Genomic DNA, 21734 nt, shown 5'->3' with positions numbered 1-21734 from the left:
TTCCGCCCCGCACCTTGAGCTGGGCCGTTGAACGTAGCGCGGGGGTCTTTCTGAATGGCGCCGACAGGCTTACCGTGGGGATAAGGAGCTGCCCTCCGGGCAGCCGCGCAAGGGACCCGCAGCACCTTCGACGGCGGCGCGGCCCGACGCTCGTCGACGAGTGCCGGCCGTTCGGCGCAGGCGGGTCCTCCAGGCGGCCAAATCCAGTCCGGTGCCGGTTCCTCATTGGTAGGGTGCCTGTCAGCAGATGCGAAAGACTCTCAAGGAGGAGACATGGCCGGAACGCCTGATCATCGACGAAGCACAGCCCGGGGCGAAGGCGCGGTGGCCTCCGCTACCGAACTCCCGCCGTCGGCCGTGGACCGCAACGTCCGTGAGGCCGAAGAGAAGAAGTGGACGCCCGGAAAAATCGCCCTCTGGGCAGCGATTGCCCTGCTGGGTGGCGTGGCCTGGTTCGTGCTCGCGATCATCCGCGGCGAAACGGTGAATGCGATCTGGTTCGTTTTTGCTTCGGTCTGTACCTATCTCATCGGTTACCGCTTCTACTCCAAGGTCATCGAGCGCTACATCACCAAACCGGATGACCTCCGGGCCACCCCGGCCGAGTACAAAGCGGACGGCAAGGACTACGTGCGGACGGACCGGAATGTCCTGTTCGGCCACCACTTTGCCGCCATCGCCGGCGCGGGCCCGTTGGTGGGCCCGGTCCTTGCCGCCCAGATGGGCTACCTGCCGGGCACTATCTGGATCATCATCGGCGTCGTGCTTGCAGGCGCCGTGCAGGACTACCTGGTGATGTTCTTCTCGATGCGGCGCGGCGGGCGTTCGCTCGGACAGATGGCACGCGAGGAGCTCGGAGTCATCGGCGGCACGGCGGCCCTCGTCGCCACCCTGCTCATCATGGTCATCATCGTGGCAATCCTCGCCCTGGTGGTGGTCAATGCTTTGGCCGAAAGCCCGTGGGGCGTCTTCTCGGTAGGCATGACCATCCCCATCGCGCTGTTCATGGGCATCTACCTCCGGTTCCTGCGGCCCGGCAAGGTCATGGAAGTCTCGGTGATTGGTTTTGTCCTGCTGCTCGCGGCCATCATCGGCGGCGGCATGGTGGCTGACACCCCGTGGGGCACCGACATCTTCACGCTGGACAAGGTGACCATCGCCTGGGGGCTCATCGTTTACGGCTTCATCGCGGCGATCCTGCCGGTCTGGCTGCTCCTGGCACCCCGGGACTACCTCTCCACGTTTATGAAGATCGGCGTGATCGTGATGCTCGCGCTGGCCATCATTGTGGTCCGCCCGGAGATCAGTGTTCCGGCGTTCAGCGAATTCGCCAGCAGGGAGAACGGGCCCGTGTTCCCCGGCGCGCTGTTCCCCTTCCTGTTCGTCACCATCGCGTGCGGCGCCCTGTCCGGCTTCCACGCGCTGATTTCCTCAGGCACCACCCCCAAAATGGTGGAAAAGGAACGGCAAACCCGCTACATCGGCTACGGCGGCATGCTGATGGAGTCCTTCGTGGCCATCATGGCCCTCCTGGCAGCAATCTCGATCGACCGCGGCCTGTACTTCGCCATGAACGCTCCCGCGGCCCTGACCGGCGGAACAGCCGAAACAGCCGCCACCTGGGTCAACAGCCTTGGCCTGTCCGGCGTCAACCTCAGCCCCGGCGTGCTCTCGGAAACTGCGGCGAACGTGGGCGAGGCGAGCATCGTCTCCCGTACCGGCGGCGCGCCTACACTGGCGGTGGGCCTCGCCCACATCATGCAGCAGTTCATCGGCGGCACAGCCATGATGGCCTTCTGGTATCACTTCGCCATCATGTTTGAGGCCCTCTTTATCCTCACGGCCGTTGACGCCGGAACCCGCGTTGCCCGGTTCATGCTGCAGGATTCCATCGGCAACTTCATTCCGAAGTTCAAGGAAGCTTCCTGGCGGCCCGGCGCCTGGCTCTGCACAGCGGTCATGGTGGGAGCCTGGGGCGCGGTGCTGTTGATGGGTGTGACTGATCCGCTGGGCGGCATCAACACGCTGTTCCCGCTGTTCGGCATCGCCAACCAGCTGCTGGCGGCCATAGCCCTGGCTGTCTGCCTGGCCATCGTGGCAAAGCAAGGCACGTTCAAGTACCTCTGGATCGTGGCGCTGCCGCTGGCGTTTGCCGCCGTTGTCACCATCACCGCGAGCTACCAGAAGATCTTCTCGCCCACCCCGGCTGTGGGGTACTTCGCCAACAACGCGGCCTTCAGTAAAGCACTCGCTGACGGGAAGACGGAGTTTGGCACGGCGAAATCCGTGGCAGCAATGGAAGCCGTGGTGCGCAACACCGCCATCCAGGGCTGGCTCTCAGTGATCTTTGTGGTGCTCAGCATCATCGTGATCGCGACGGCGGTGCTCGCCACCGTCAATGCGTTCCGTAACCATGCAGACGGGAAAGCTGTGAAGGACAACGAGGACCCTGCGCGGCCTTCGCGGGTCTTTGCTCCCGCAGGGCTGCTTCCCACTCCCGCCGAGCGGGAGCTGATGGCAGAGTGGGACAAGGTCCCTGCCGAGCTGAGGTTCGAGCGGGCAGGGCATCACTGATGAGCGCCGGACTCGCTGCCGTCACCCGGGGCTTCCGGGGGTTTGCGCGCTACCTGGGAGGTGTCCTGGGAGCCGATGCCTACACGAAGTACCTGGAGCACCACCAGGCCGCGGGCCACAGCACGCCGCCGTTGAGTGAGCGGGAGTTCTGGCGGGACCGGGCGGACCGCCAGGACTCCAATCCGCAGGGCCGGTGCTGCTGATTGAGCCTGTAGCGTACAGGGCGTCAGCTGGGTTCATGGAGTGGACCTCGGGCGGATCGCTCATGAGAGTATGAACCCATGAGCGATCCGAACGACACTCAGGCACCTGAGGACCTCCCGGTAGAGGGCACCACCATCGATGACAGCCAGCCGGCGCCTGCCCAGGCTGGTCCGGGCAACGATGGCAAACCCAAAGGCAGCAAGCTCCAGGACCTGGTGGATGAGCCGGCCAAGGTGATGCGGATCGGCACCATGATCAGGCAGCTCCTCGAGGAGGTGAAGTCTGCCCCGCTGGATGATGCTGCACGGGGGAGGCTCGCCGAAATCCACGAGCGCTCCATCAAAGAGCTGGAGGACGGGCTGGCGCCTGAACTGGTGGAGGAACTGGACAGGATCAGCCTGCCGTTCTCCGATAACGCCACCCCCTCCGATGCTGAGTTGCGCATAGCCCAGGCCCAGCTGGTGGGTTGGCTGGAGGGGCTGTTCCACGGCATCCAGACCGCCATCGCCGCCCAGCACGCCGCCCGCGAGCACGCCGCCGCGCAGATGCAGCTCCGCCAGCTTCCGCCCGGCACCGTCATCGCCCCCGGCGTAGTGATCGGGGAAAACGGCGAGCCGCAACGGGCCCCGGCCGGCCCCCGCCCCGGTGCTCCGGCGCGCCCGGGCCAGCCGAACGACCCGGACCACGGTCCCGGACAGTACCTCTAGGTTCATTGGGCTTTTTCAGCGCCGCCAGGCAGGGGCGCAAAGACGACGCGGAATTGGGGCAGGGGTTGTGGCGCCGCGCCCACGACCGTTTCCACCGGGGGCTGGACCGGTTCCACCAGGTCCTCGAGGGCGTGGAGGACGACCAGCTCTACGGCGAACTGGTGGAGATCGCCAATGAGCTCGCCGGCCTGCTTGAACGCGTCAGGGCCGTCTGCATGGAAGCGCAGCGGCGGTCGCCCAGCGAAGGACTGGACATCCCGGTGGGCCTGGCAGGGGTCCACCGTGCACTGTCCAAAGCGGGCAATTCCCTTGCCACCACCTCGGAAGCCGCGGCCATGCTCCGGCTCGCCGTTGGTCCCGTCCCCGTGGGCGCCGTGTCCGTACGACGGCGCGCCGAGGCGGTATTCCAGCAGGTGGCCGACGCCGAGAGGCACCTCGCGGAGGAACGTACTGGTTCCGGGCGGGAAGATATTCCCGGTTAAGCGTGTGGCTTACCCGCTGGTATTTCTGCCTGCCTGGGCCGGTTCGTTTGGCAGGATAAAAGGATGACTCTTTCACCCGCATTGACTTTCAACGACGGAAACCAGATCCCCCAGCTCGGCTATGGTGTGTGGCAGGTTGAGGACGGAGTGGCGGAAAAGGTTGTCCGCCAGGCCTTCGAAGCGGGCTACCGCCACATCGACACCGCCAAGATCTATGGCAACGAGGCCGGCGTTGGCCGGGCCATCGCCAGCTCCGGGCTGTCCCCTGAGCAGCTTTTTATCACCACGAAGCTGTGGAATGCCGACCAGGGCTACGAGTCCACCCTCGCCGCATTCGAGGAGTCGATGGACCGGCTGGGCCTTGAGACGCTGGACCTGTACCTGATCCACTGGATGCAGCCCAAGCAGGACAAGTACGTGGACACCTGGAAGGCACTGATCGAGCTGCAGAAGCGCGGCCGGGTCAAGTCCATCGGTGTTTCAAACTTCACGGTTGAGGGCCTGCAGCGGCTTATCGACGAAACGGGCGTAGTCCCGGCCATCCACCAGATCGAGCTGCACCCGTACTTCAGCCAGCGGGAACTGCGCGAGTTCGGTGCCTCGAAGGGGATCCTGACCCAGGCCTGGTCCCCGCTGGGCCAGGGCGGCGAGCTCCTCGAGGATCCGGCAGTGGCCGCCATTGCTGCCAAGCACGGCGCTACACCTGCCCAGGTTGTTATCGCCTGGCACCTTGCCATTGGCAACGTGGTGATCCCCAAGTCCGTCACCGAGTCCCGGATCCGCGAGAACTTCGCAGCGCTGGAGGTCTCCCTGGCCGCCGACGACGTCGAGGCCATCAATGCGCTGGACCGCACCGCGAACGGCGAAGGCCGGATCGGGCCGGACCCCGCAGTTTCCGACTTCGCGTAGTTCCGGCGGAGCTTCCAACCCGTGCTGCCAGGGCTTTTGCCCGGGCGGCGCGGGTTGCTGCTTTAAGCCGCTTTGAGCAGCGCCAGAGACTTAGGCGGCGATGCGGACCTGCTGGACCGGAACGGCATCCACAACCGCCCAGCTGTCGTCGCCGTGGCAGTGCCGGCTGGCGAAGCGCTCTGCCTCTGCGAGGGTGTCAAAGACTTCGGCCCGGGCACGGCCGCAGTCAGCGTCGAAGTAGGTGACCTGAAATTCCTGTACGGGCTGATTTTCCATAAATCCAGTGTGCAACCGGGGTCTGACATTCTTTGGAATCAGGACGGCGTGTCTGTGCTGCCCAGCCGGAGGACCCGTTCCTGCGCCAGCCTGGCCGCCCGCTCGGCCTTGTCCGCAGCCCGCACCGCCTGCTTTGCCTCGGCGGTTGTGGCGGCCAGGCTTCTCCGCGAGCGCTCCAGCCGGTCCTCGGCCGCTTTGAGGCGTGCCCGGAGGTCTGCCGTCTCCTCGAGGAGCTCAGTGATCTGGGTGCGTGTCTCATCCGCCTGGTCCTGCAGGTCCCGGGCCAGCCGTGCGGTTTCTGCATGTGCCGCCTCCGCTTCTGCAAAGGCGGCTTTTGCTTTCTCCAGGGCGGGCGGTGACGCTGGCCGGGGGGTCTGCCGGACTGCCTGGAGCCGTGGCCTGTCCGGTTGCGCGCGGGACGTACGCTCCGTCGTCGTACCAGCCCTCTGTGGCTTGTCCGGTGCCGGCTTGGCAGGAGCGGGAGCTGTCCGGGGCGTCGCCGGCAGTGCGGCGGCCACCGCGACTGAGCCGTCCAGGTCGACGGCGTTGACGCCATCCGCCGAGAGCGTCTTGAGCAGGCGGCCGCTTTGGACAGCGGCGCCCGCCCCTGCATCGGCGGTCAAGGCGCGCAGGGTCTCCTCCACGTCGGTGGCCATGGCGTCGCTGATGGACCGGCCCTGTTCCTGCGCCACTGCGCGGGCGGTGTCGACGGCGGCGGCCAGGACGGTGCGGCGCTCCCGCCCCAGTTCACGCAGGGCCGTGGCGTCCAGCGAGGCTTGTGCTTCGCGCATCCGGCCGCCGAGGTCCGCCAGCCCGGCGAGGACCTCAGGCTGGTGGAGGGCCAACATGTTCACAGCCCACGCGGCAACCGACGGCTTGGGCAACCCGCGCACGGCCGCCCCCAGTTCCTTGTCGGACCCGGCGGCTTCCTTCGCCGCGGCCGCGCGGGCGGCGATAAAGTCCTCCAACGGCTTGGCGTAGAGCTCGTTTGCAATCTCCGCCAGCGCCTCGTCATCCATGCACGCCATCTTAGGGGCCGGCGTTGCTCCAGGCTGGCACCGGGCAGCGGGTGGGCGCAGCCCTCTTCCTACGTGTTGTCCTGCCGCCGCACCATTTCCGCGATCCATGTTGGCGCAAAGGGAGACGTACAGCCCGGGGGAGTGGGGTAGTCCTTGAGCACCGCCAGGCGCTCGCCGATGCTGACTGCCCTGCTGCGCTGGTCGGGGTGCCAGATGCCGATGGTGGCCAGGCAGGTATTCATCGCCCACTGCAGCCGCTCCGGAGCGTCCTTCATTTCAGCTTCAACGACGTCCAGGAGTCCTGCGAGGTCCAGTCCTTCGGGCTGCTTCGCCACGCGTTCACTGGTCAGCGCCCAGCCCGCGCTCGCAACCAACGGATCGCGGTCAGCTAACCATGTGGTTCGAAGCTCTTCCGAGTGCGGGCTTTTCTTCACCACGTAACTCACGAGCCAGTCGTGCACCTTGGGTGTGCGGACCTCGCGCAGCATGGCATCCAACTCGTCGGGCGCGAACGCCTTCGGGCGGCAGATCAGGAGCGCCAGCAGCCTCGCCGCCGTGTCACCAGTTGCCCAGAGCTCATTGGCGAGTTCCTGTTGCGTCTTGAGCCGCTTGGCGACAGCGCGGAGTTTGCCGAGGTTTACCCCGTGATCGTCACCGTGCTTTTCGTTAACCTCGCGTGCACGCGGTTCCTCAAGGCCCGCCAGCTCGGCCATCACTCGGGCCATATCCGCCCCGGCCAACGCTGTCTTGTTCAATGCTGCCCCGGCCACCTCGGGCTCCTCTCCGCCGCCTGCGAGGTCCAGCCTACGACGGAAGCCGGCCGGCCGCATGCGGTCGTGCTCCGGCAGGCTTGCACCTATGCTGATCGGTTCCTCCGCCTTACAGCCGGCGCACCAGCCAACTTGCCAGCCACCTGCTCTCACGGTCGCCGTCGTTCGCCCATTCCACCAGGACGTGCGTCACCGTATAGGCAACGGCGTGCCCTATGGCGGAACCGACCCTGACGGGTGCTGGCCGGAGCATCAGGATAGGTCTGCCCGGCGCTTGCCGGAGGGCGTCATCGCGTATGGCTGACTGCGCCATACAGCCCGGCAACTGCTTGGAAAGCCGATCCAGAACTTCGTGCCGATCGGCGGGATCTGGAGATAGCGGCATCGGAGGTCCTGAGAAAAGTGCGATTAGCACCAGTACCGTCGTCATCGGCTGGAGCCAGGTTCACCGGGCAAGCCCCGAGTGCGGCGGCTCCGTGTGAGCGTGCCGCCGTACAACAAGATTAGGAGCGGCCCCCACACTATTCATCGGTAGGAAGTACTCGACTCTCGCGGCGTCCACTACTTGCCGCGCCAGGGCGCCTGCAAGTCACCTGTGGGCGCAGGAGTGACACAAGCAGCGTCACCAGAAGAGTCCCGCGAAGTGCCTCCGCCGGAGTCTTCCCGGTTTTGTTTCAGCGCCCGTGTGCCCGGCCCTGTCCTCCTGTCTCCGTAGACGTGATGTTGAAGTTCTCATCGAAGTGGACGGTTGCACGGGTTCCGTCGGACTTCACGATGTGGGCCTCGTAGGCTGCGCCCTCGGCGTCCGTCTCAACCCGCTGAATGGTGGCACCGGGATTGGCGGCCAGGGCTGCATCCGTGACCTTGGTGGCCGTCCCGCCCGTCAGGAGGCTTTCGGTGATTCCGTTGGCCTGGTGTCCGCCCTTGGACTCATCGCGGGCCTGGGCGGTGGAGGACTGGCTGGAGTCCGGGGAAGGCGGCGCTGTGGCGGCGTTGGCAGCGATCGCCCCGCCTCCCACGACTGTTGCAAGGGCAAGACCGGCGAAAGCTGACTTTTTGCTGGTCTCCATGTCACATCTCCTTACTTCGAACGGACCCCTTTGCTTGAAGGGGATCCCTATATCATGCGCGCCGGTTCCCGCGGTTCCTTAGACAGGGCTGTGAATCTCCTGTGCATCCCGGCGGTCGACCGCGCCCAGTGTTGGTCGTAGTGGATCTGTTGTGACCTGGGCACACGGATCTACACTGGACTATTCCGCAATGGTGCGGGCCGGGCCGGCTGGGGGCACGAGCCAATAAAAGGTAAATATCGGGAAGGGCCGGTCATGGTCAGTGCCTCGGGGAAAGCTAATCGGGCGGTATCCGAAGCTGCATCAGCGAGCCGAAGCCCGGCCTTGCGCGCCTTGGCTCGAGCCGGATACGTCTTCATCGGACTGGTCCACATCCTGATCGGCGTCATCGCCCTTCAGGTTGACCGGGGACAGGGCGGCCAGGCAGATCAATCCGGCGCGATAGCATCTATCGCTTCCAAACCTGGTGGCCCCGCACTGCTTTGGGCGGGGCTCGTGGCGTGCGCGGCGTTGGCGCTCTGGATGTTCAGCGAGGCGTTCTTCAATGCCCGCACCGAAACCGAGTCAAAAGAGAAACTGAAGAAGGCCGGGGCCGCCGTTGGAAAAGCCGTGGTGTTTGCTTTCCTGGCCTTTACCTTTGCGGTCTTCGCCTCCGGCGGAAGCAAGAACTCCAGCCAGTCTGCGAGCGACTTTACGGCCAGGTTAATGGGGGTACCCGCCGGCATGGTGCTGCTGGTCGCGGCCGGTCTGGCGATCATCGCAGCCGGTGCTTTCTATGCCTATCGCGGCGTTTCACGGAAGTTTATGAAGGACCTGCAAGACCCGGGCAACGGTCGGGCGGCTATCAAGTGGATCGGCACCATCGGCTACGCCGCAAAAGGCGTTGTTCTCGCCGTGGTGGGGGTTCTGATCATTGTTGCCGCGGCAACCGCGGACCCCTCGAAGTCCTCAGGCCTGGACGGCGGGCTGAAAACTCTGGGTTCCCAGCCGTACGGCGTGTTCCTGCTGGCCGGCATCGCGGCAGGACTGATCTGCTACGGCGTGTACTCGATGGCCCGTGCGCGGTACGGGAAGTTTTAGGAGTGCTGCCCCTGCAACAGTCAGTGGCGGAGCGTTGACGCCTGCGGTGCCCGGTCCCAGGTTCTACACTCACTACAGCACCTCCACCCAATTTGAAGTGGAGCGGTCATGATTCTCATTGTCGGTGCCACCGGTGATCTCGGCGGCCGTGTTACCAGCCGGCTGCGCCTCGAGGGACGATCCGTCCGCTGCCTGGTAAGGACCAGCACTGACGACGCCGGGTTGCGCGGGATCGGTGCGGAGGTGGTGCGCGGGGACCTCACCATGCCGGCCAGCCTTAGGGCTGCATGCGGGGGCGCCGACGTCCTGATCGCGACCGCCACGGCGATGACCCGGCGCCTGGCAGGGGCCAGAAGTCCAAGCATCCGGGAGGTGGATGAGGAGGGCATGGTCGCATTGGTTGAGGCCGCCGAGGCCGCCGGCGTGCAGCGCTTCGTCTATCTTTCCTTCGCAGGGGTTGAAGCCTCTATCGGTACACCGCTGGAACACGCCAAGCTTGTAGTCGAGAGGCGCCTCAACGGCTCAACTATGCAGACGGTCATCGTGCGCGCGGACGCCTTCCAGGAAGTCCACCTGGCCCCGGTGGCCCGCTTTGACATGGCCACAGGAAAGGCAGCCATCATCGGCAAAGGCAACACCAGGAGGCGGTGGGTGGCCACGGAGGATGTTGCCTCTCTCCTTTGCTCGGTAGCACTCGAGACTGACCCTCCGGCGCTGATCGAGTTCGGAGGCCCGGAGCCCCTGACCAAGAACGAGGCCATCGCGGTTGCTCAGGACCTCACTCATCGCAGGATGAAGGTCCAGCGGATGCCCCGCCCCGTAGCCCGTCTTTTGGTGCGTTTGCTCAAACGCCGTAACGACGCACTGGCCTCCGCCTTCGGCGCGGGGGTACACCAAGACCTGAACGAGGCCACCTGGGACGATGAGCCCCTGCGCCGGCGTGGTATCAAGCCGAAGGCGGCCACGGACTTTCTCCGCGAACAGGCAAGCCGGCTCCCTACCCAAACCTAATGGGGTGGCCAGGCTTAACCAGCGAAAAACCCCGGAAACCGCCGTTTCCAGGGCTGTCCGGGGTTTCCCGAGCTTCCTATCAGAATCGAACTGATGACCTTTTCATTACGAGTGAAGGTATCCCGAACCTTCACGGCCACTCCCGCCACTGCCTTGAGACCCGTCATCTAGCTGTTTTTGCTAGACGAAGCATTCACGAGCGCTCCCGTGAATCACTTTTCAAAGTTGGTGGCCAGCCTTGAGCCCTACCTGGATAGGAGCAGGTCAAGCAGAGCAGGCAGGCTTGTGACGCCGTCTTCCGTCATGAAGTGTCCTGCTCGCGGGTGAATCTGCACCCGGGCGCTTAGGCGCCTGGCGATGTCATCGGATGCTTCCGGCGGCACGAAGGGATCCGTATCGGAGCGAAGGACTGTTCGTTCCCCGATGCTCATTGCCACCCGCTCAACGTCAACGTCAGTGGCGAGGAAACCATCGAGCTCCGGCAATGCTTCCAGGGGTTCAGTGAACCCGGCCACCAACACGAGACCGCCAAGCTCCCATGGCTCCGGCAACGCCGCGAGTACTCGCAGGACTGTGACCACACCGAGGGAATGGGCCACAACCACCGTTGCCGCATCGGGCACTCCGAGTGCCGCACTGACCGCGTTATCCCAAGCTGCCTTGTCAGGATCGTCCGGATCGGGGAGGGAAACGACCGTGACTGCTATGCCTTCAGCTTCGAGGGCACTTTGAAGCCAAGGGAACCAGTTTGCATCCGGAGACGATTCGTACCCGTGGACGATGACGCACTGTTGGACGGGTCGAACCGGGACTCTGCTGCCTTTTACCTTCATAGGTAAAGACTCTAAGGGCCAGCTTGCGGAGCATCAGCTGTCACCGCCCCGCGCGGCCCGCTTCAGCTCGGCGATCCTCAGCCGTAGGAAGATGATGGCCAGGACCAGGGGCGTACACCGCCAGGACGGCCACCGCGATCATGAAGACGGCGTACAGGATGCCCATAATGCCGAATGCTGGACTTGAAAACATTTGCTACCCCCAAATAGTCGCTGGACCTAGGCTACGTGAGGGTGGCAGCTCGAGTTGCTGGATAGGGTGAGCGGATGAACTTCTCGTCCGAACTTTTCGACGGCGTTGTCCTCCGACCGGTCCGGAAGATGGACGCCCGCGCGCTGACGGAAGCGTTTCAGAAGAACCGAACCTATCTCGCGCCGTGGGAGCCGATCCGGCCCGACAGGTTCTACACCGTTCAGGGCCAGCAAGAAGTAATCGCGCGGCAACGGACCGAGCTGGGCGCGGGAACAGCTCTTCCTATGGTGCTGGCGAAAGAAGGAACCATCCTCGGTCTGCTGACCCTCAGCTCGATTGTGCGCGGCGCCTTCCAGAATGCTCATCTTGGCTACTGGATCGACCAGGCCGCCCAAGGTGCGGGACTGATGACCGCAGCCGTCGGCGCTGCCGTGAATATCGCCAAGCATGACTTGGGATTGCACCGTCTGGAAGCGGCAACCCTTGTGCACAACACCGCATCGCAGCTGGTCCTGGAGAAGAACGGGTTCGCGTCATATGGCATGGCTCCCGCTTATCTGCAAATTGCTGGCCAGTGGCAGGACCACCGGATGTTCCAGCGGATTCTCTAACTGCACGGTCCAGTTCCAGGGCAAAGAGGAGCGGGCCCAGTTCGCCGGGCCCGCCTAGTTTGCTGCCAGTCACTGTTCGGCAGGTTCTGCATGCACTTGAGTCTCAACCTCCCGAAGGGTTTTCCTTGGGTGTCCCATCAGGGTCCTCGGTTATAGGACGGTCTTCCTCGGGCTTCGTCTTCGGGCTTTCGGTCTGCGGGTCCTTTGGCTCGCCGACTGGCTGTTCCCTGGTTTCGGAGTCGCTCACAATAGTCCTCCTGTTGAGTAAATTTGAGTGCGAAAAGGGGTGCGCCCCGTTCGCTGAGCGCACCCTTCTCGATTACCCCTCGCACCGGATCCCCATCCGACTGAGAACATAATAAGCATGCTTAGCAATGTGTGCGCAAGCCCATTTCGTATTCATAGCGGAAGCACAACCAGCATGTAGTCGGACCTTGCTGACGGCCAGATGCCCATGCAGAACCTAGACGACTGCTCCGTCGTTGAGCTGCTTCCGCCTGGAACGCCGGGTAAGTCCACTCGCCCAGAAGGCGATCATGAGTCCTGCCGTCGCTGCCCCGCCGGCATGTATCCAGGGCGACGCCCATGCTCCTTCAGGAGTAGGAATTGCCACGGCCACCATCACTGCGGACACTGCCAGGAGTACCTCCACGGCCGCCTGCGCCGGTCTGGCCCGATAATCAGGGCTGGCCAGCCGGGTCAGAGGAATGGCCGGCAAGAGGAACAGGCCGACGCTGAAGATCACGAAGATGGCATTGAAGGTGAAGATCACCAGCCCCAGCACCAGCAGACCGACGAACTTCAGCAGCTGGCCAACCCGAAGCGGGTTATCCGGTGCCCACCGGCTCAGCAACAGCCCCCATGCAGGAAGCCCCAACAGCCAGCCGCCGGCCCAGAACCCAAGATCCAGGAGCGCCAGGGGAGCGAGCAGCGCCCCGGGAAGCAGGAACGCCACGGCCTGCCGAAGCGACGGGAGCTTGCCGGTGGGGCCGAAGATGCAGGCGCCGATCAGCAGGTAGGTCACCTCGTACCAGGGGAGCAGCTGGATTATGGGGTCGGCCAGGCTGAACACAAGGAGGGTCAGAGCGGGAACCATGACGCAGACCGAGGCGAACGTCCACGGCTGGCGGGCAGTCGTCAGTTCATGGTGGTCCGAATTCATGTTCCGACGAAGGAGCGGTTGAACAATTCAGGAGCCGCGACAAGGTCGGCCGGCTCGATGTTGAATTCCCCGGTAGTCACGACATCACTGCCGTCCTCAGTCAAAACCCAGGTCACAGCTACAGCTTCCGCATGAGGATCACGCGTCACGAGGACGTAGTCGTCCTCGTCGCTTGTCCAGGGCACATTGGGACGGAATGATTCTGGCGTGAGGACGACTACGACGTTGTTCCCTCTGTTGTTCCACTGGACCGGGTAGCCACGGACTGCGACGTGCAGGTCTGCGGGATCGAATGCCGGTCCGTATGGACTAATTCGACGCATAACCGGCTCGACTACCTTCGCGAAATTCGCGTCGGCGGTCTCCCGATGATCGAACACCTCACAGTCGTGGAACGTAACTATGAGATGGGGCTTGGCCACAAACCGATCACGGCTCACAACCCGAATGCCGGCGCCCGGAAGTGCAACGCCGAGGAAATGGCGCCGGCCGTTTTGTAGGTGTTCTGGTCTTTCTTGACGCCATGTTGCCAGGCTGCCGGCACGATTTTCATCACTCGCTGGCTCTGTACCGCCGAGGATGGCTGGCATGAAGACTGGGATGGTTGCCGTGGAGGAGGTCGGAGGCTTAGCAAAGCGTTCCTCCTCGCGCTTGTACAGGTACTCCAGTACCTCGTCCACACGAGCGACTCGATTAATGGGTCCAAGGACCTGAACGTCCAGTGTGATTGCTGACCTGCCTGCCGCGCGTGCCCTTTCTACAAGGGCAAGTACTTCTCCTGCCCTTGCAGGGCGCGTGTTGCTGGCACCTCGCAGGTAGATTGCGCCGTCGTCCAAGTTGTCCTGCCTTTTGAATCCCTGGAAAGACTTGTGGCAGGGAAATATAGTCTGGCCGTCTACAGGGGGCGGGGAGATGACGAAGAGAACTTCACTTTCGGCGTCGATAGGGAGTCGGCCTAGTTCGAATGCCGGGAACTGTGGCCCAAGGTAAGGGCGCAACCGATCTTCTAGCTCGTGGGCTTCAGTACCTCGGGGGATGCCACCGGCCTTCCCCTTCTCCACCCCCACAACCAACACCGCATATCCATGGAAGTGCCTAGCCGCGTCATTCGGTCGACGATTTGCAGCTCCCAGGAGAAACTTCGCTACCTTCGCGATTCCTTCGGCTTTGGAAAAGTCGAGTTGGCTCTTCACCTCCAGATACCCTGCTTCTGCTTCATCGCCCACCGAAATTACGTGGTCCAAAATGTTGCGCAGTGCTCGCTCGCCTAGTGGGATCGTCCCTGTATCCACGCGCTACTCTCCAGCCATCTAGTCCTGCCTTAACGGTAGCTGCCGTCTATGGATAGCTTCGGCGATGCTTGTACGGGGCATGTCGGACTCTGAAGCCTTGGATAGCCAAGATCGTGCCCAAGCGTGTTTCCGACGCCGAAACCGACACGAACTCTTTCCGCCTGTTCCACAACAGGTGGAGGATTAGCAGTCGGTGCCCAGATGCAAGTGAGCAGGGGAGCCCTAGCAGGACCGCTTACTGGAGCGGGACTAAAATCGCTTCACACCTACATAAGTGCTGCTGAAGGAGCGCGAAAGTGTGCCATAAATGTGCCCCGAACCTAAAGAGGGCTTCAGGATTAACCAGCGAAAAACCCCGGAAACCCCTAAATTTAGGGGCTGTCCGGGGTTTATCCCGAGCTTCCTATCAGAATCGAACTGATGACCTTTTCATTACGAGTGAAACGCTCTACCGACTGAGCTAAGGAAGCACCGCATTCCTGCCCGGAAGAACCGGGCCCTTCATGCAAGAGTCAACTGTAATAGAGTCCCGGCGCCCGGGTCAAAATGGCCGGGGGTAGGGGGCTGAGGCCTTCAGCACACTGTGTTGTCGGCCGGGACCTGACCGCTCACCAGGTAGCGGTCAACAGGGTCCTCGATGCAGCTGTTGGACCGACCGTAGGCAGTGTGGCCTTCGCCGTTCCAGGTCAGCAGGGAGGCATTGCCCAGCTGCTTCCGGAGCGAGGCGGCCCACTCCACCGGTGTGGCGGGGTCACCCGTAGTACCGATGACCACAATGGGGGTTTCGCCGCTGTACTCCATGGGTGCCGGGGTGCGGAGGTTCTTGTACGGCCAGCCGGCACAGTTGGTGCCGCCGTAGGCGAAAAAGTACCCGAATGTGGGGGACTCCTGCACCAGCTGCTGCTTTTCGGCCCGCATGCTGGCCGTGTCGGACGCCGTGGGATAGTCCAGGCAGTTGATGGCGCTAAATGCGAACGATGAATTGGAGGTGTACGTCCCGTTGGAGGCGCGGTCGGCACTCAGGTCTGCGAGTCGAAGCATCAGGCTCACGTCCCCTGCCATGGCCGCATCGAGGGCCTGCGTGAGCGCAGGCCAGCTCTGATCGTTGTACAGCGGGGTAATCAGGCCGCTGACGAACATGGTGGCGTTAACCATCCGGCCGTCCTTGGCGGTGCGGGGCGTCTGCTGTACAGCGTTGATGAGGTCCCGGATCTGCTGCACGCCGGAATCGACATTTCCGCTCAGCGGGCACTTCTCCTGCTCAAGGCAGCTCTCAACATAAGCCCCGAGGGACTTTTCAAAGGCGCGTGCCTGGCCGCGGGTCAGTTCCTCGCTGCTGATGGAGGGATCAAGGGCACCATCGAGCACCATACGGCCCACATTGTCCGGGAACAGCGAAGCGTAGGTGGACCCCAGGAACGTGCCGTAGGAGTATCCGAGGTAGTTCAGCTTTGCGTCGTTGACCACGGCACGGAGGATGTCCAGGTCCTTCGCGGAGCTCACAGTATCGATATGGGCCAGCACAGGCCCGGTCTGCTCAGAGCACTTGGCGGCGACGGCCTTATTGTCTGTCAGCGCCTCCTGCAGGCCGGCGTCCGTGTCCAGGTTGTAGATCTTGGCACGGGCCGCGTCGCGTTCGGCATCCGTCATGCAGGCAACGGGCGCGGAGCGCTTCACGCCCCGGGGGTCGAAGCCCACCAGGTCGTAGGCGTTCCGCACCGCCTGCGAAAAGTGCGTTCCCGCTGCGTCCTTGACGAAGTCGTACCCGGACGCGCCGGGGCCGCCGGGGTTGACGAGCAGGCTGCCCGTTTTGTTGCCCGTGCTCGGGGCCCGCAACGCCGCCAGATCAATGGTTTCGCCGCCGGGATTACCGTAATCCATGGGCACTTCGACCTTGGCGCACTGGAAGTTGTTTTCGCACGGCTCCCACACCACTTCCTGCGAGTAGAACTGTTCAAGCCCGGCCGGAGCGGACGCCACAATCGAGGGGTCAGCCTTCGCCGTGGCTGCCTCCTGGCTGCGGTCTCCGCCGTTCAGGAGGCTGCAGCTGGCCAGGACCATGGCAAGGGCCATGGCCCCGGCGGCACGTGCCGCAATCACCCAGGATGCGGGGCGTGCAAGCAGGGGGCGGGCAGTCATCGGGTCTCCTTAGAGGGGGCTAGATCAGGCTGGCTGCCATGGACTCAATGGTCAACAGCGGGGCAACGTTGGTGGTGGTGATGCGTTCACGGGCTTTGTTGATGGCGTCCATCCGGGCAAGGGTGGCTTCTGGGGTGGAGCGGCTGGCGAACTCCTCCAATTCACCCCTGAGCTCAACGTTTACGAGCTCCACAGCATTCCCGAGCTGGATAATCATCACATCCCGGTAGAAGGACAGCAGGTCTGTGAGGGTACGGTCCAGGGAATCGGTGACGGACCGTTTGGCACGGCGTTTCTGGTCTTCCTCCAGTTGCTTCACCTGGCTCCGCATGGCCGGCGGAAGCGTGCCCGACTCGGGTGCTCCAAGCGTGGCCAGCAACGCGGCCTTCTCGGCGGCGTCGCGTTCCTCGTTGGAACTCGTGGCCTCGGCGGTGGCAATTTTTACCAGCTTTTCCGCCATCATCACCGCGGCTGTGACCCCGCGCAGGCCCAGCGGGAACCTCACCGTCTCCAGCCGGCGCTCCCGGGCCGCAGGATCCCGCGCGAGCCGCCGGGCGATGCCCACATGGCTTTGTGCCGCCCGGGCCGCGCGCTCCGCCAAGGCCGGCTCCACGCCGTCGCGCTTTACCAGCAAAGCAGCCACATCAGAGGCTGGCGGCAGACGCAGCGCCACGCTGCGGCAGCGCGAGCGGATGGTCACCAGTACATCGGCGGGGGACGGCGCGCACAGCATCCACACCGTCCGCGGGGTTGGCTCCTCGATGGCCTTCAGCAGGACGTTCGTGGTCCGCTCGGCCATCCGGTCCGCGTCCTCCACCACGATGATCCGCCAACGGCCGGCTGATGGCCGGTTCCCTGCTGCGGCCACCAGTTCCCGGGCCTCGTCAATGGTGATGGTCACTTTTTCAGTCCGGACGAACGTGACGTCCGAATGGGTTTCGCCCAGGATAGTCAGGCACGCGGGGCACTGCCCGCAACCGCGCCGGGTGACGTCCTCCTGGTCGCAGTTCAACGCCGCCGCAAAAGCCTTGGCCGCATTCGAACGGCCCGAGCCCGGCGGGCCGGTAAAGAGCCACGCGTGCGTGAGGTTTTCGCCGCTGGCGGCCTGGCGCAATTGTTCGACGACGGCGGCCTGGCCCTGCAGGTCTTCCCATACGCTCATGCGCTGCCCACTTCCGCGGCGGCCAGCAGGGCGTCCACGCGCTGGAGGATGTGCGCTGCCAGCTCATCGACGGGAAGGTGAGCCGGAAGCACCAGGTAGGAACCGGCACGGCTGGCTGCCAGTTCCAGGAAGGCGTCCCGGATCCGCACGTGGAATTCGTCAGCTTCGGATTCCAGCCGGTCTTCGGCAGCATCGCCAGCGGTCCTGCGGCTGCGGCCCACTTCTGGGTCAACGTCCAGCAGCACGGTGAGGTGGGGCTCCAGGCCGGAGGTGGCCCAGGCATTAATGGACCGCACGGCGTCCTTGCCGAGGTCCCGCCCGGCGCCCTGGTAGGCAACTGATGAATCGATGTAGCGGTCCGTCAAAACCACCTCGCCGCGGTCAAGGGCGGGCCGGATGACCTGGGTTGCATGCGCTGCACGCGAGGCAGCAAAGATCAGCGCTTCGGTATGGGCGTCGATGTGCCCCTGGCCGTGGTCCAGGACCAGGGACCGCAGTTTCTCGCCAATCGGGGTACCGCCCGGCTCCCGCGTGCGCAGGACTGTGAGCCCGCGCGATTCGAGGGCGTCCGCGAGCCGGGCCGCCTGGGTGGACTTGCCGGCGCCGTCCCCGCCCTCAAACGCGATGAAAAGGCCCGCCCGTTGTTTGCTCACTGCATAAGCCTACCGATCCGCACCGTCAAGTGCAGTTTGAAGCCGGTGCCATGTGGACAGTGCAGTAACGGCTTTCAGGGCCCTGCACAGCGGACAGTACGCTTTTCACCATGAGTCTTTCCGAACATCAAGCGGTGTCCCTGGCAGCTGAGACGGTAGTGGTGGCCGCCGGACGCCCCCCAAGGGAGAGGGACCAGCCGGTCAACCCGCCCATCGTCCTGTCCTCCACATACTTTGGCACCGGACCGCTTGCTGACGGCGACCGCGGCTATGGCCGGTACTCCAACCCCACCTGGGATCCCTTTGAAGAAGCGCTCGGCCAGCTCGAAGGCTCGGAAATGCCCGGCCTCCTCTATGCATCCGGCCTGGCCGCCGTCAGTTCGGCGCTCTCCCTCATCCCGGCCGGGGGAGTGCTCGTGATGCCGGCGCACAGCTATTCCGGATCCCTGGTGATGGCCGCAGAGCTGGCCCAAAAGGGTTTCATCGAACTCCGGACCGTAGACATTGCGGACACGGACGCCGTCAGGGAAGCACTCTCGCCCAGCGGTCCGGCAGCGCGCTCCGCCGCCATGCTGTGGCTGGAGAGTCCCACGAATCCCATGCTGGGCATTGCCGACGTGCCTGCCCTCGCTGACGCCGCGCACGCCGCCGGAGCCATCGTGGTCACAGACAACACCTTTTCCACTCCCTTGGTCCAGCAGCCCCTGCTGCTGGGATCCGACGTCGTCCTGCACTCGGTGACCAAATACCTGGCGGGCCACTCCGACGTCGTCCTCGGAGCCCTGGTGACGTCCAACCCTGACATCCGTTCGGCACTGCTTCATCACCGGATCATCCACGGCGGGATCGCAGGCCCGTTCGAAGCCTGGCTCGCACTGCGCGGGCTGCGGACACTCGCGCTGAGGATCGAGCGGTCCCAGGCCTCTGCCCTGGTCCTGGCGGACAGGCTAGGGTCCCATCCGCTGGTCGAATCCCTCCGGTTCCCGGGCCTTCCCACGGACCCCGGGCACGAGCGGGCGAAGGCGCAGATGAAGGGCTTCGGCTCGATCATCTGCATCCAGGTGGCACCAGCGGGAGGGCTCAGCGGGGCCGAAACCGCGGACGCGCTGGTGCAGGCGCTGGAACTGTGGCTTCCGGCGACGTCACTGGGCGGGGTTGAATCGTTGATCGAACGCCGCCGCCGGCATACGGCCGAACCGGCCAGTGTTCCCGAAAACCTGGTCCGCCTCAGCGTCGGCATCGAAAACGTCGAGGACCTCTGGGCTGACCTGAAGCAGGCGCTGGACGCGTTGGGCGGCTAGGCTGGGCTTGTGGACGGTGAACTTCTTATTCGGCCTGTAGAACAGGCAATTTTCTTCATTCTTGCCCTGGTGGCGCTGGGACTGGAGCTGTGGGCCGTGGTGGACTGCGCCCGCCACCGCGCAAATGCGTTCGAGGCTACCGGAAAGAGGACCAAGACTTTCTGGCTGGCATTGACCGGCGGCGCCGCCCTGGTAGGCGTCATCTCCTTTTTCGGCAGCGGCGGTGGCTTTTTCGGCACGCTGGGGCTGTTCGGGCTCGCGGCCGTGGTGGCGGCGTCCGTCTACCTCGCCGACGTCCGCCCGGCTGTCAAGGATGCCGGCCGCGGCGGCAGCCGCAACACCGGCCCTTACGGGCCCTGGTAATCCCCACCGGCCCCCTAGCCTCGCAAGCTCGCCCAGGGAACCCTGCCGGCGTGGGCCCACCACCGGCCCCCTAGCCTCGCAAGCTCGCCCAGGGAACCCTGCCGGCGTGGGCCCACCACCGGCCCCCTGCGTCGCAGAGTTGGATTAGCCGCGCGGGGCCACCGCTTCCCAACCCACCGTCAACTCTCCCAGTCGCCACCGCCCCGGCCCGTTCTGCACCGGCCACCCGGCGTCGCGCAAAAGCCGGCACATGGACTGCCAGCGCTGCCGGTTGCCGAACGCTGCCAGCGGGGCAGACTCCAGCCAGAACCGGTCCATGGCCTGCATCAGGGCATGGACCGGTTCGCCGGGGACGTTGCGGTGGATCAGCGCCTTGGGCAGCCGCTCGGCTGCGTCTGAGGGCAGGGTAAAGCTGCCGAACCGCATGGATATGCTGAGCGAGAGCGGCCGCTCGGCGTCCAGTGCCACCCACGTCACCCGCCGCCCGATCTCGTCGGAGGTGCCATCGATGAACAGTCCGTCCCGGGACAGCCGGTCCTGCACCAGCCGCCAGATGCCCGCCACATCCGCTTCCTCGTACTGCCGCAGCACATTAAAGGCGCGCACCAGCACCGGCCTGCCCGGAACAGGAATTTCAAAACCGCCCACATGGAAGCTCAGACCGGGCCGTTGAAGGGGCAGGGCTGCGCGGACGCGGTCAGGCTCGATCTCGATCCCGCACACCTGTACGTCCGGCCGCACAGCAGAGAGCCGCTCAAAAAGTTCGACGGCGGTGGCCGGGGTGGCGCCGTATCCCAGGTCCACCACCAGGGGGCTGGCGGCGGACCGGAGCCGCCAGGCCTGCGGCCCGGTCAACCAGCGGTCCAGCCGTCGCATGCGGTTGGGGTTGGTGGTGCCCCGGGTGACGTTGCCGACCGGCCGCCCCTGCCTGCCGGCCAGGTTCCTGCCGGTGATCTGCGGGGAAGTCACCCGTTCAGCTTTTTGCACCACTGCCCAACCTTATCGCTGCGGCTTGCCGTTGGTGACGGCCCCTTCGTGACGCTGGAGGGGTGCCGGCTGTAACGCTGGGCGGGCGGCAGCGGCGCTCGGCTAGGATGAAAATCATGACTTACAAGCTGATTCTGCTGCGCCACGGCCACAGCGAATGGAACGCCAAGAACCTTTTCACCGGCTGGGTGGACGTAGACCTTAACGACCAGGGCCGTACGGAAGCAGCACGGGGCGGGGAGCTCCTGGTTGAGAACGAAGTTCTCCCGGACATCCTGTACACCTCCTTGTTGAAGCGCGCCATCAACACCGCCAACATCGCGCTGGACAAGGCCGACCGCGGCTGGATCCCGGTCAAGCGGGACTGGCGCCTCAACGAACGCCACTACGGTGCCCTGCAGGGCAAGGACAAGGCCCAGACCCTGGCCGAATACGGCGAAGAGCAGTTCATGGAGTGGCGCCGTTCCTACGACACCCCGCCGCCGCCCCTTGACGACAACTCCGAGTTCTCCCAGGCACGGGACCCCCGCTATGCAGATCTCGGCGACGCCCTTCCGCGCACGGAATGCCTGAAGGATGTCCTGGTCCGCCTGCTGCCGTACTGGGAATCAGATATCAAGGAAGACCTGAAGGCCGGGAAGACCGTCCTGGTTACCGCCCACGGCAACTCGCTGCGCGCACTCGTCAAGCACCTCGACGGCGTCAGCGACGAAGCCATCGCAGGCCTCAACATTCCCACCGGCATCCCGCTGGTCTATGACCTGGACGAAGACTTCCAGCCGATCAAGCCGGGCGGCACGTACCTCGACCCGGAAGCCGCTGCCGAGGCGATCCTGGCAGTTGCCAACCAAGGCAAAAAATAGGCCTTCTTACGTGTACGACGGCGGGCCGGTCACTTTTGGTGACCGGCCCGCCGTCTTTGTTCGCAGCGTTTGC

General features: G+C 64.5%; 23 protein-coding genes and 1 tRNA gene. 11 read left to right on the top strand and 13 right to left on the bottom strand.

Features of this window, described 5'->3' with window-relative positions; all coding sequences use genetic code 11:
• Positions 1-273: 273 nt before the first annotated feature.
• The 5 genes from QF047_RS16815 (at position 274) to QF047_RS16795 (ending at position 4876) form a co-directional block, all read left to right on the top strand.
• Positions 274-2574, top strand: coding sequence for a carbon starvation CstA family protein (locus QF047_RS16815; protein ID WP_307279408.1), 2301 nt, complete (start codon positions 274-276; stop codon positions 2572-2574).
• Positions 2574-2777, top strand: a complete 204-nt coding sequence (locus QF047_RS16810) for a YbdD/YjiX family protein (protein ID WP_306638100.1) — start codon at positions 2574-2576, stop codon at positions 2775-2777. The genes QF047_RS16815 and QF047_RS16810 overlap by 1 nt, the downstream gene beginning before the upstream one ends.
• Positions 2778-2855: 78 nt before the next feature.
• Positions 2856-3485 (top strand): bacterial proteasome activator family protein, encoded by a 630-nt coding sequence (locus QF047_RS16805; protein WP_307279405.1) that lies wholly within the window; start codon positions 2856-2858, stop codon positions 3483-3485.
• 5 nt (positions 3486-3490) lie between these two features.
• Positions 3491-3967, top strand: a complete 477-nt coding sequence (locus QF047_RS16800; protein WP_306638102.1) for a hypothetical protein — start codon at positions 3491-3493, stop codon at positions 3965-3967.
• A gap of 63 nt (positions 3968-4030) precedes the next feature.
• Positions 4031-4876, top strand: coding sequence for an aldo/keto reductase (locus tag QF047_RS16795; RefSeq protein WP_307279402.1), 846 nt, complete (start codon positions 4031-4033; stop codon positions 4874-4876).
• Positions 4877-4966: 90 nt separating this feature from the next.
• Here QF047_RS16795 and QF047_RS16790 read toward each other — a convergent pair whose 3' ends face one another.
• From QF047_RS16790 to QF047_RS16770, 5 genes are all read right to left on the bottom strand, one after another.
• Entirely contained in the window at positions 4967-5152 is a 186-nt protein-coding gene (locus QF047_RS16790) for a hypothetical protein (protein ID WP_307279399.1), read from the bottom strand.
• Between the two features lie 38 nt (positions 5153-5190).
• The gene (locus QF047_RS16785) at positions 5191-6171 is read right to left on the bottom strand and encodes a hypothetical protein (RefSeq protein ID WP_307279397.1); all 981 of its coding nucleotides are present in this window, start codon (positions 6169-6171) and stop codon (positions 5191-5193) included.
• Between the two features lie 68 nt (positions 6172-6239).
• The gene (locus QF047_RS16780; protein WP_307282020.1) at positions 6240-6896 is read right to left on the bottom strand and encodes a DNA alkylation repair protein; all 657 of its coding nucleotides are present in this window, start codon (positions 6894-6896) and stop codon (positions 6240-6242) included.
• A gap of 154 nt (positions 6897-7050) precedes the next feature.
• Positions 7051-7194, bottom strand: coding sequence for a hypothetical protein (locus QF047_RS16775; protein ID WP_306638106.1), 144 nt, complete (start codon positions 7192-7194; stop codon positions 7051-7053).
• A gap of 421 nt (positions 7195-7615) precedes the next feature.
• The gene (locus tag QF047_RS16770; RefSeq protein ID WP_306638107.1) at positions 7616-8011 is read right to left on the bottom strand and encodes a hypothetical protein; all 396 of its coding nucleotides are present in this window, start codon (positions 8009-8011) and stop codon (positions 7616-7618) included.
• Between the two features lie 255 nt (positions 8012-8266).
• Here QF047_RS16770 and QF047_RS16765 point away from each other — a divergent pair, with 255 nt between their 5' ends.
• Both QF047_RS16765 and QF047_RS16760 read left to right on the top strand, forming a co-directional pair.
• Positions 8267-9091 (top strand): DUF1206 domain-containing protein, encoded by an 825-nt coding sequence (locus tag QF047_RS16765; RefSeq protein WP_307279389.1) that lies wholly within the window; start codon positions 8267-8269, stop codon positions 9089-9091.
• A 108-nt stretch (positions 9092-9199) separates the two neighbouring features.
• Positions 9200-10102, top strand: coding sequence for an SDR family oxidoreductase (locus QF047_RS16760; protein ID WP_307279386.1), 903 nt, complete (start codon positions 9200-9202; stop codon positions 10100-10102).
• Positions 10103-10347: 245 nt separating this feature from the next.
• Here QF047_RS16760 and QF047_RS16755 read toward each other — a convergent pair whose 3' ends face one another.
• Positions 10348-10935: an alpha/beta hydrolase gene (locus QF047_RS16755; protein ID WP_307279383.1), complete on the bottom strand. Its 588-nt coding sequence runs from the start codon at positions 10933-10935 to the stop codon at positions 10348-10350.
• Between the two features lie 267 nt (positions 10936-11202).
• Here QF047_RS16755 and QF047_RS16750 point away from each other — a divergent pair, with 267 nt between their 5' ends.
• Positions 11203-11739, top strand: a complete 537-nt coding sequence (locus QF047_RS16750) for a GNAT family N-acetyltransferase (RefSeq protein ID WP_306638112.1) — start codon at positions 11203-11205, stop codon at positions 11737-11739.
• A 463-nt stretch (positions 11740-12202) separates the two neighbouring features.
• On the opposite strand, the gene QF047_RS16745 is transcribed toward QF047_RS16750, so the two are convergent.
• The 6 genes from QF047_RS16745 to tmk form a co-directional block, all read right to left on the bottom strand.
• Entirely contained in the window at positions 12203-12901 is a 699-nt protein-coding gene (locus tag QF047_RS16745) for a hypothetical protein (protein ID WP_306638113.1), read from the bottom strand.
• A complete protein-coding gene (locus QF047_RS16740; RefSeq protein WP_307279378.1) occupies positions 12898-14127 on the bottom strand; it encodes a hypothetical protein in 1230 nt (409 codons plus the stop codon). Before QF047_RS16740 ends, QF047_RS16745 begins: the two co-directional genes overlap by 4 nt.
• 463 nt (positions 14128-14590) lie before the next feature.
• Positions 14591-14663: transfer RNA gene (locus tag QF047_RS16735), tRNA-Thr, on the bottom strand.
• 103 nt (positions 14664-14766) lie between these two features.
• Positions 14767-16332, bottom strand: coding sequence for an alpha/beta hydrolase (locus QF047_RS16730; RefSeq protein ID WP_307279376.1), 1566 nt, complete (start codon positions 16330-16332; stop codon positions 14767-14769).
• A 19-nt stretch (positions 16333-16351) separates the two neighbouring features.
• Positions 16352-17494, bottom strand: a complete 1143-nt coding sequence (locus QF047_RS16725) for a DNA polymerase III subunit delta' (protein ID WP_307279375.1) — start codon at positions 17492-17494, stop codon at positions 16352-16354.
• Positions 17491-18147 (bottom strand): dTMP kinase, encoded by a 657-nt coding sequence (tmk, locus tag QF047_RS16720; protein ID WP_307279372.1) that lies wholly within the window; start codon positions 18145-18147, stop codon positions 17491-17493. The genes QF047_RS16725 and tmk overlap by 4 nt, the downstream gene beginning before the upstream one ends.
• Positions 18148-18257: 110 nt before the next feature.
• Here tmk and QF047_RS16715 point away from each other — a divergent pair, with 110 nt between their 5' ends.
• Positions 18258-19448 (top strand): PLP-dependent aspartate aminotransferase family protein, encoded by a 1191-nt coding sequence (locus tag QF047_RS16715; protein ID WP_307279369.1) that lies wholly within the window; start codon positions 18258-18260, stop codon positions 19446-19448.
• A gap of 9 nt (positions 19449-19457) precedes the next feature.
• Positions 19458-19811 carry a DUF2516 family protein gene (locus QF047_RS16710; RefSeq protein WP_306638119.1) on the top strand — a complete coding sequence of 118 codons (354 nt, stop codon included), beginning with the start codon at positions 19458-19460 and terminating at the stop codon, positions 19809-19811.
• A 144-nt stretch (positions 19812-19955) separates the two neighbouring features.
• Here the strand turns inward: QF047_RS16710 and QF047_RS16705 are convergent, their stop codons facing one another.
• Positions 19956-20801 (bottom strand): class I SAM-dependent methyltransferase, encoded by an 846-nt coding sequence (locus QF047_RS16705; protein WP_373427775.1) that lies wholly within the window; start codon positions 20799-20801, stop codon positions 19956-19958.
• 113 nt (positions 20802-20914) lie between these two features.
• Here QF047_RS16705 and QF047_RS16700 point away from each other — a divergent pair, with 113 nt between their 5' ends.
• A complete protein-coding gene (locus QF047_RS16700) occupies positions 20915-21661 on the top strand; it encodes a phosphoglyceromutase (RefSeq protein WP_306638121.1) in 747 nt (248 codons plus the stop codon).
• The last annotated feature ends 73 nt before the right edge of the window (positions 21662-21734 follow it).

Origin of the sequence: Arthrobacter sp. W4I7 (assembly GCF_030816215.1) — a bacterium.
In the GTDB taxonomy this organism is placed as follows: Bacteria; Actinomycetota; Actinomycetes; order Actinomycetales; family Micrococcaceae; genus Arthrobacter; species Arthrobacter siccitolerans_A.
This window is presented reverse-complemented; position numbering and strand designations above follow the sequence as displayed.

What these genes read in the sequence shown, in the direction of transcription:
- QF047_RS16775 (WP_306638106.1), bottom strand. Translation starts at nt 7,194, where the DNA reads ATGCTCCGGCCAGCACCCGTCAGGGTCGGTTCCGCCATAGGGCACGCC.
- QF047_RS16780 (WP_307282020.1), bottom strand. Translation starts at nt 6,896, where the DNA reads ATGGCCCGAGTGATGGCCGAGCTGGCGGGCCTTGAGGAACCGCGTGCA.
- QF047_RS16730 (WP_307279376.1), bottom strand. Translation starts at nt 16,332, where the DNA reads ATGACTGCCCGCCCCCTGCTTGCACGCCCCGCATCCTGGGTGATTGCG.
- QF047_RS16715 (WP_307279369.1), top strand. Translation starts at nt 18,258, where the DNA reads ATGAGTCTTTCCGAACATCAAGCGGTGTCCCTGGCAGCTGAGACGGTA.
- QF047_RS16750 (WP_306638112.1), top strand. Translation starts at nt 11,203, where the DNA reads ATGAACTTCTCGTCCGAACTTTTCGACGGCGTTGTCCTCCGACCGGTC.
- QF047_RS16725 (WP_307279375.1), bottom strand. Translation starts at nt 17,494, where the DNA reads ATGAGCGTATGGGAAGACCTGCAGGGCCAGGCCGCCGTCGTCGAACAA.
- QF047_RS16700 (WP_306638121.1), top strand. Translation starts at nt 20,915, where the DNA reads ATGACTTACAAGCTGATTCTGCTGCGCCACGGCCACAGCGAATGGAAC.
- QF047_RS16815 (WP_307279408.1), top strand. Translation starts at nt 274, where the DNA reads ATGGCCGGAACGCCTGATCATCGACGAAGCACAGCCCGGGGCGAAGGC.
- QF047_RS16785 (WP_307279397.1), bottom strand. Translation starts at nt 6,171, where the DNA reads ATGGATGACGAGGCGCTGGCGGAGATTGCAAACGAGCTCTACGCCAAG.
- QF047_RS16765 (WP_307279389.1), top strand. Translation starts at nt 8,267, where the DNA reads ATGGTCAGTGCCTCGGGGAAAGCTAATCGGGCGGTATCCGAAGCTGCA.
- QF047_RS16770 (WP_306638107.1), bottom strand. Translation starts at nt 8,011, where the DNA reads ATGGAGACCAGCAAAAAGTCAGCTTTCGCCGGTCTTGCCCTTGCAACA.
- QF047_RS16755 (WP_307279383.1), bottom strand. Translation starts at nt 10,935, where the DNA reads ATGAAGGTAAAAGGCAGCAGAGTCCCGGTTCGACCCGTCCAACAGTGC.
- QF047_RS16795 (WP_307279402.1), top strand. Translation starts at nt 4,031, where the DNA reads ATGACTCTTTCACCCGCATTGACTTTCAACGACGGAAACCAGATCCCC.
- QF047_RS16805 (WP_307279405.1), top strand. Translation starts at nt 2,856, where the DNA reads ATGAGCGATCCGAACGACACTCAGGCACCTGAGGACCTCCCGGTAGAG.
- QF047_RS16790 (WP_307279399.1), bottom strand. Translation starts at nt 5,152, where the DNA reads ATGGAAAATCAGCCCGTACAGGAATTTCAGGTCACCTACTTCGACGCT.
- QF047_RS16810 (WP_306638100.1), top strand. Translation starts at nt 2,574, where the DNA reads ATGAGCGCCGGACTCGCTGCCGTCACCCGGGGCTTCCGGGGGTTTGCG.
- QF047_RS16745 (WP_306638113.1), bottom strand. Translation starts at nt 12,901, where the DNA reads ATGAATTCGGACCACCATGAACTGACGACTGCCCGCCAGCCGTGGACG.
- QF047_RS16760 (WP_307279386.1), top strand. Translation starts at nt 9,200, where the DNA reads ATGATTCTCATTGTCGGTGCCACCGGTGATCTCGGCGGCCGTGTTACC.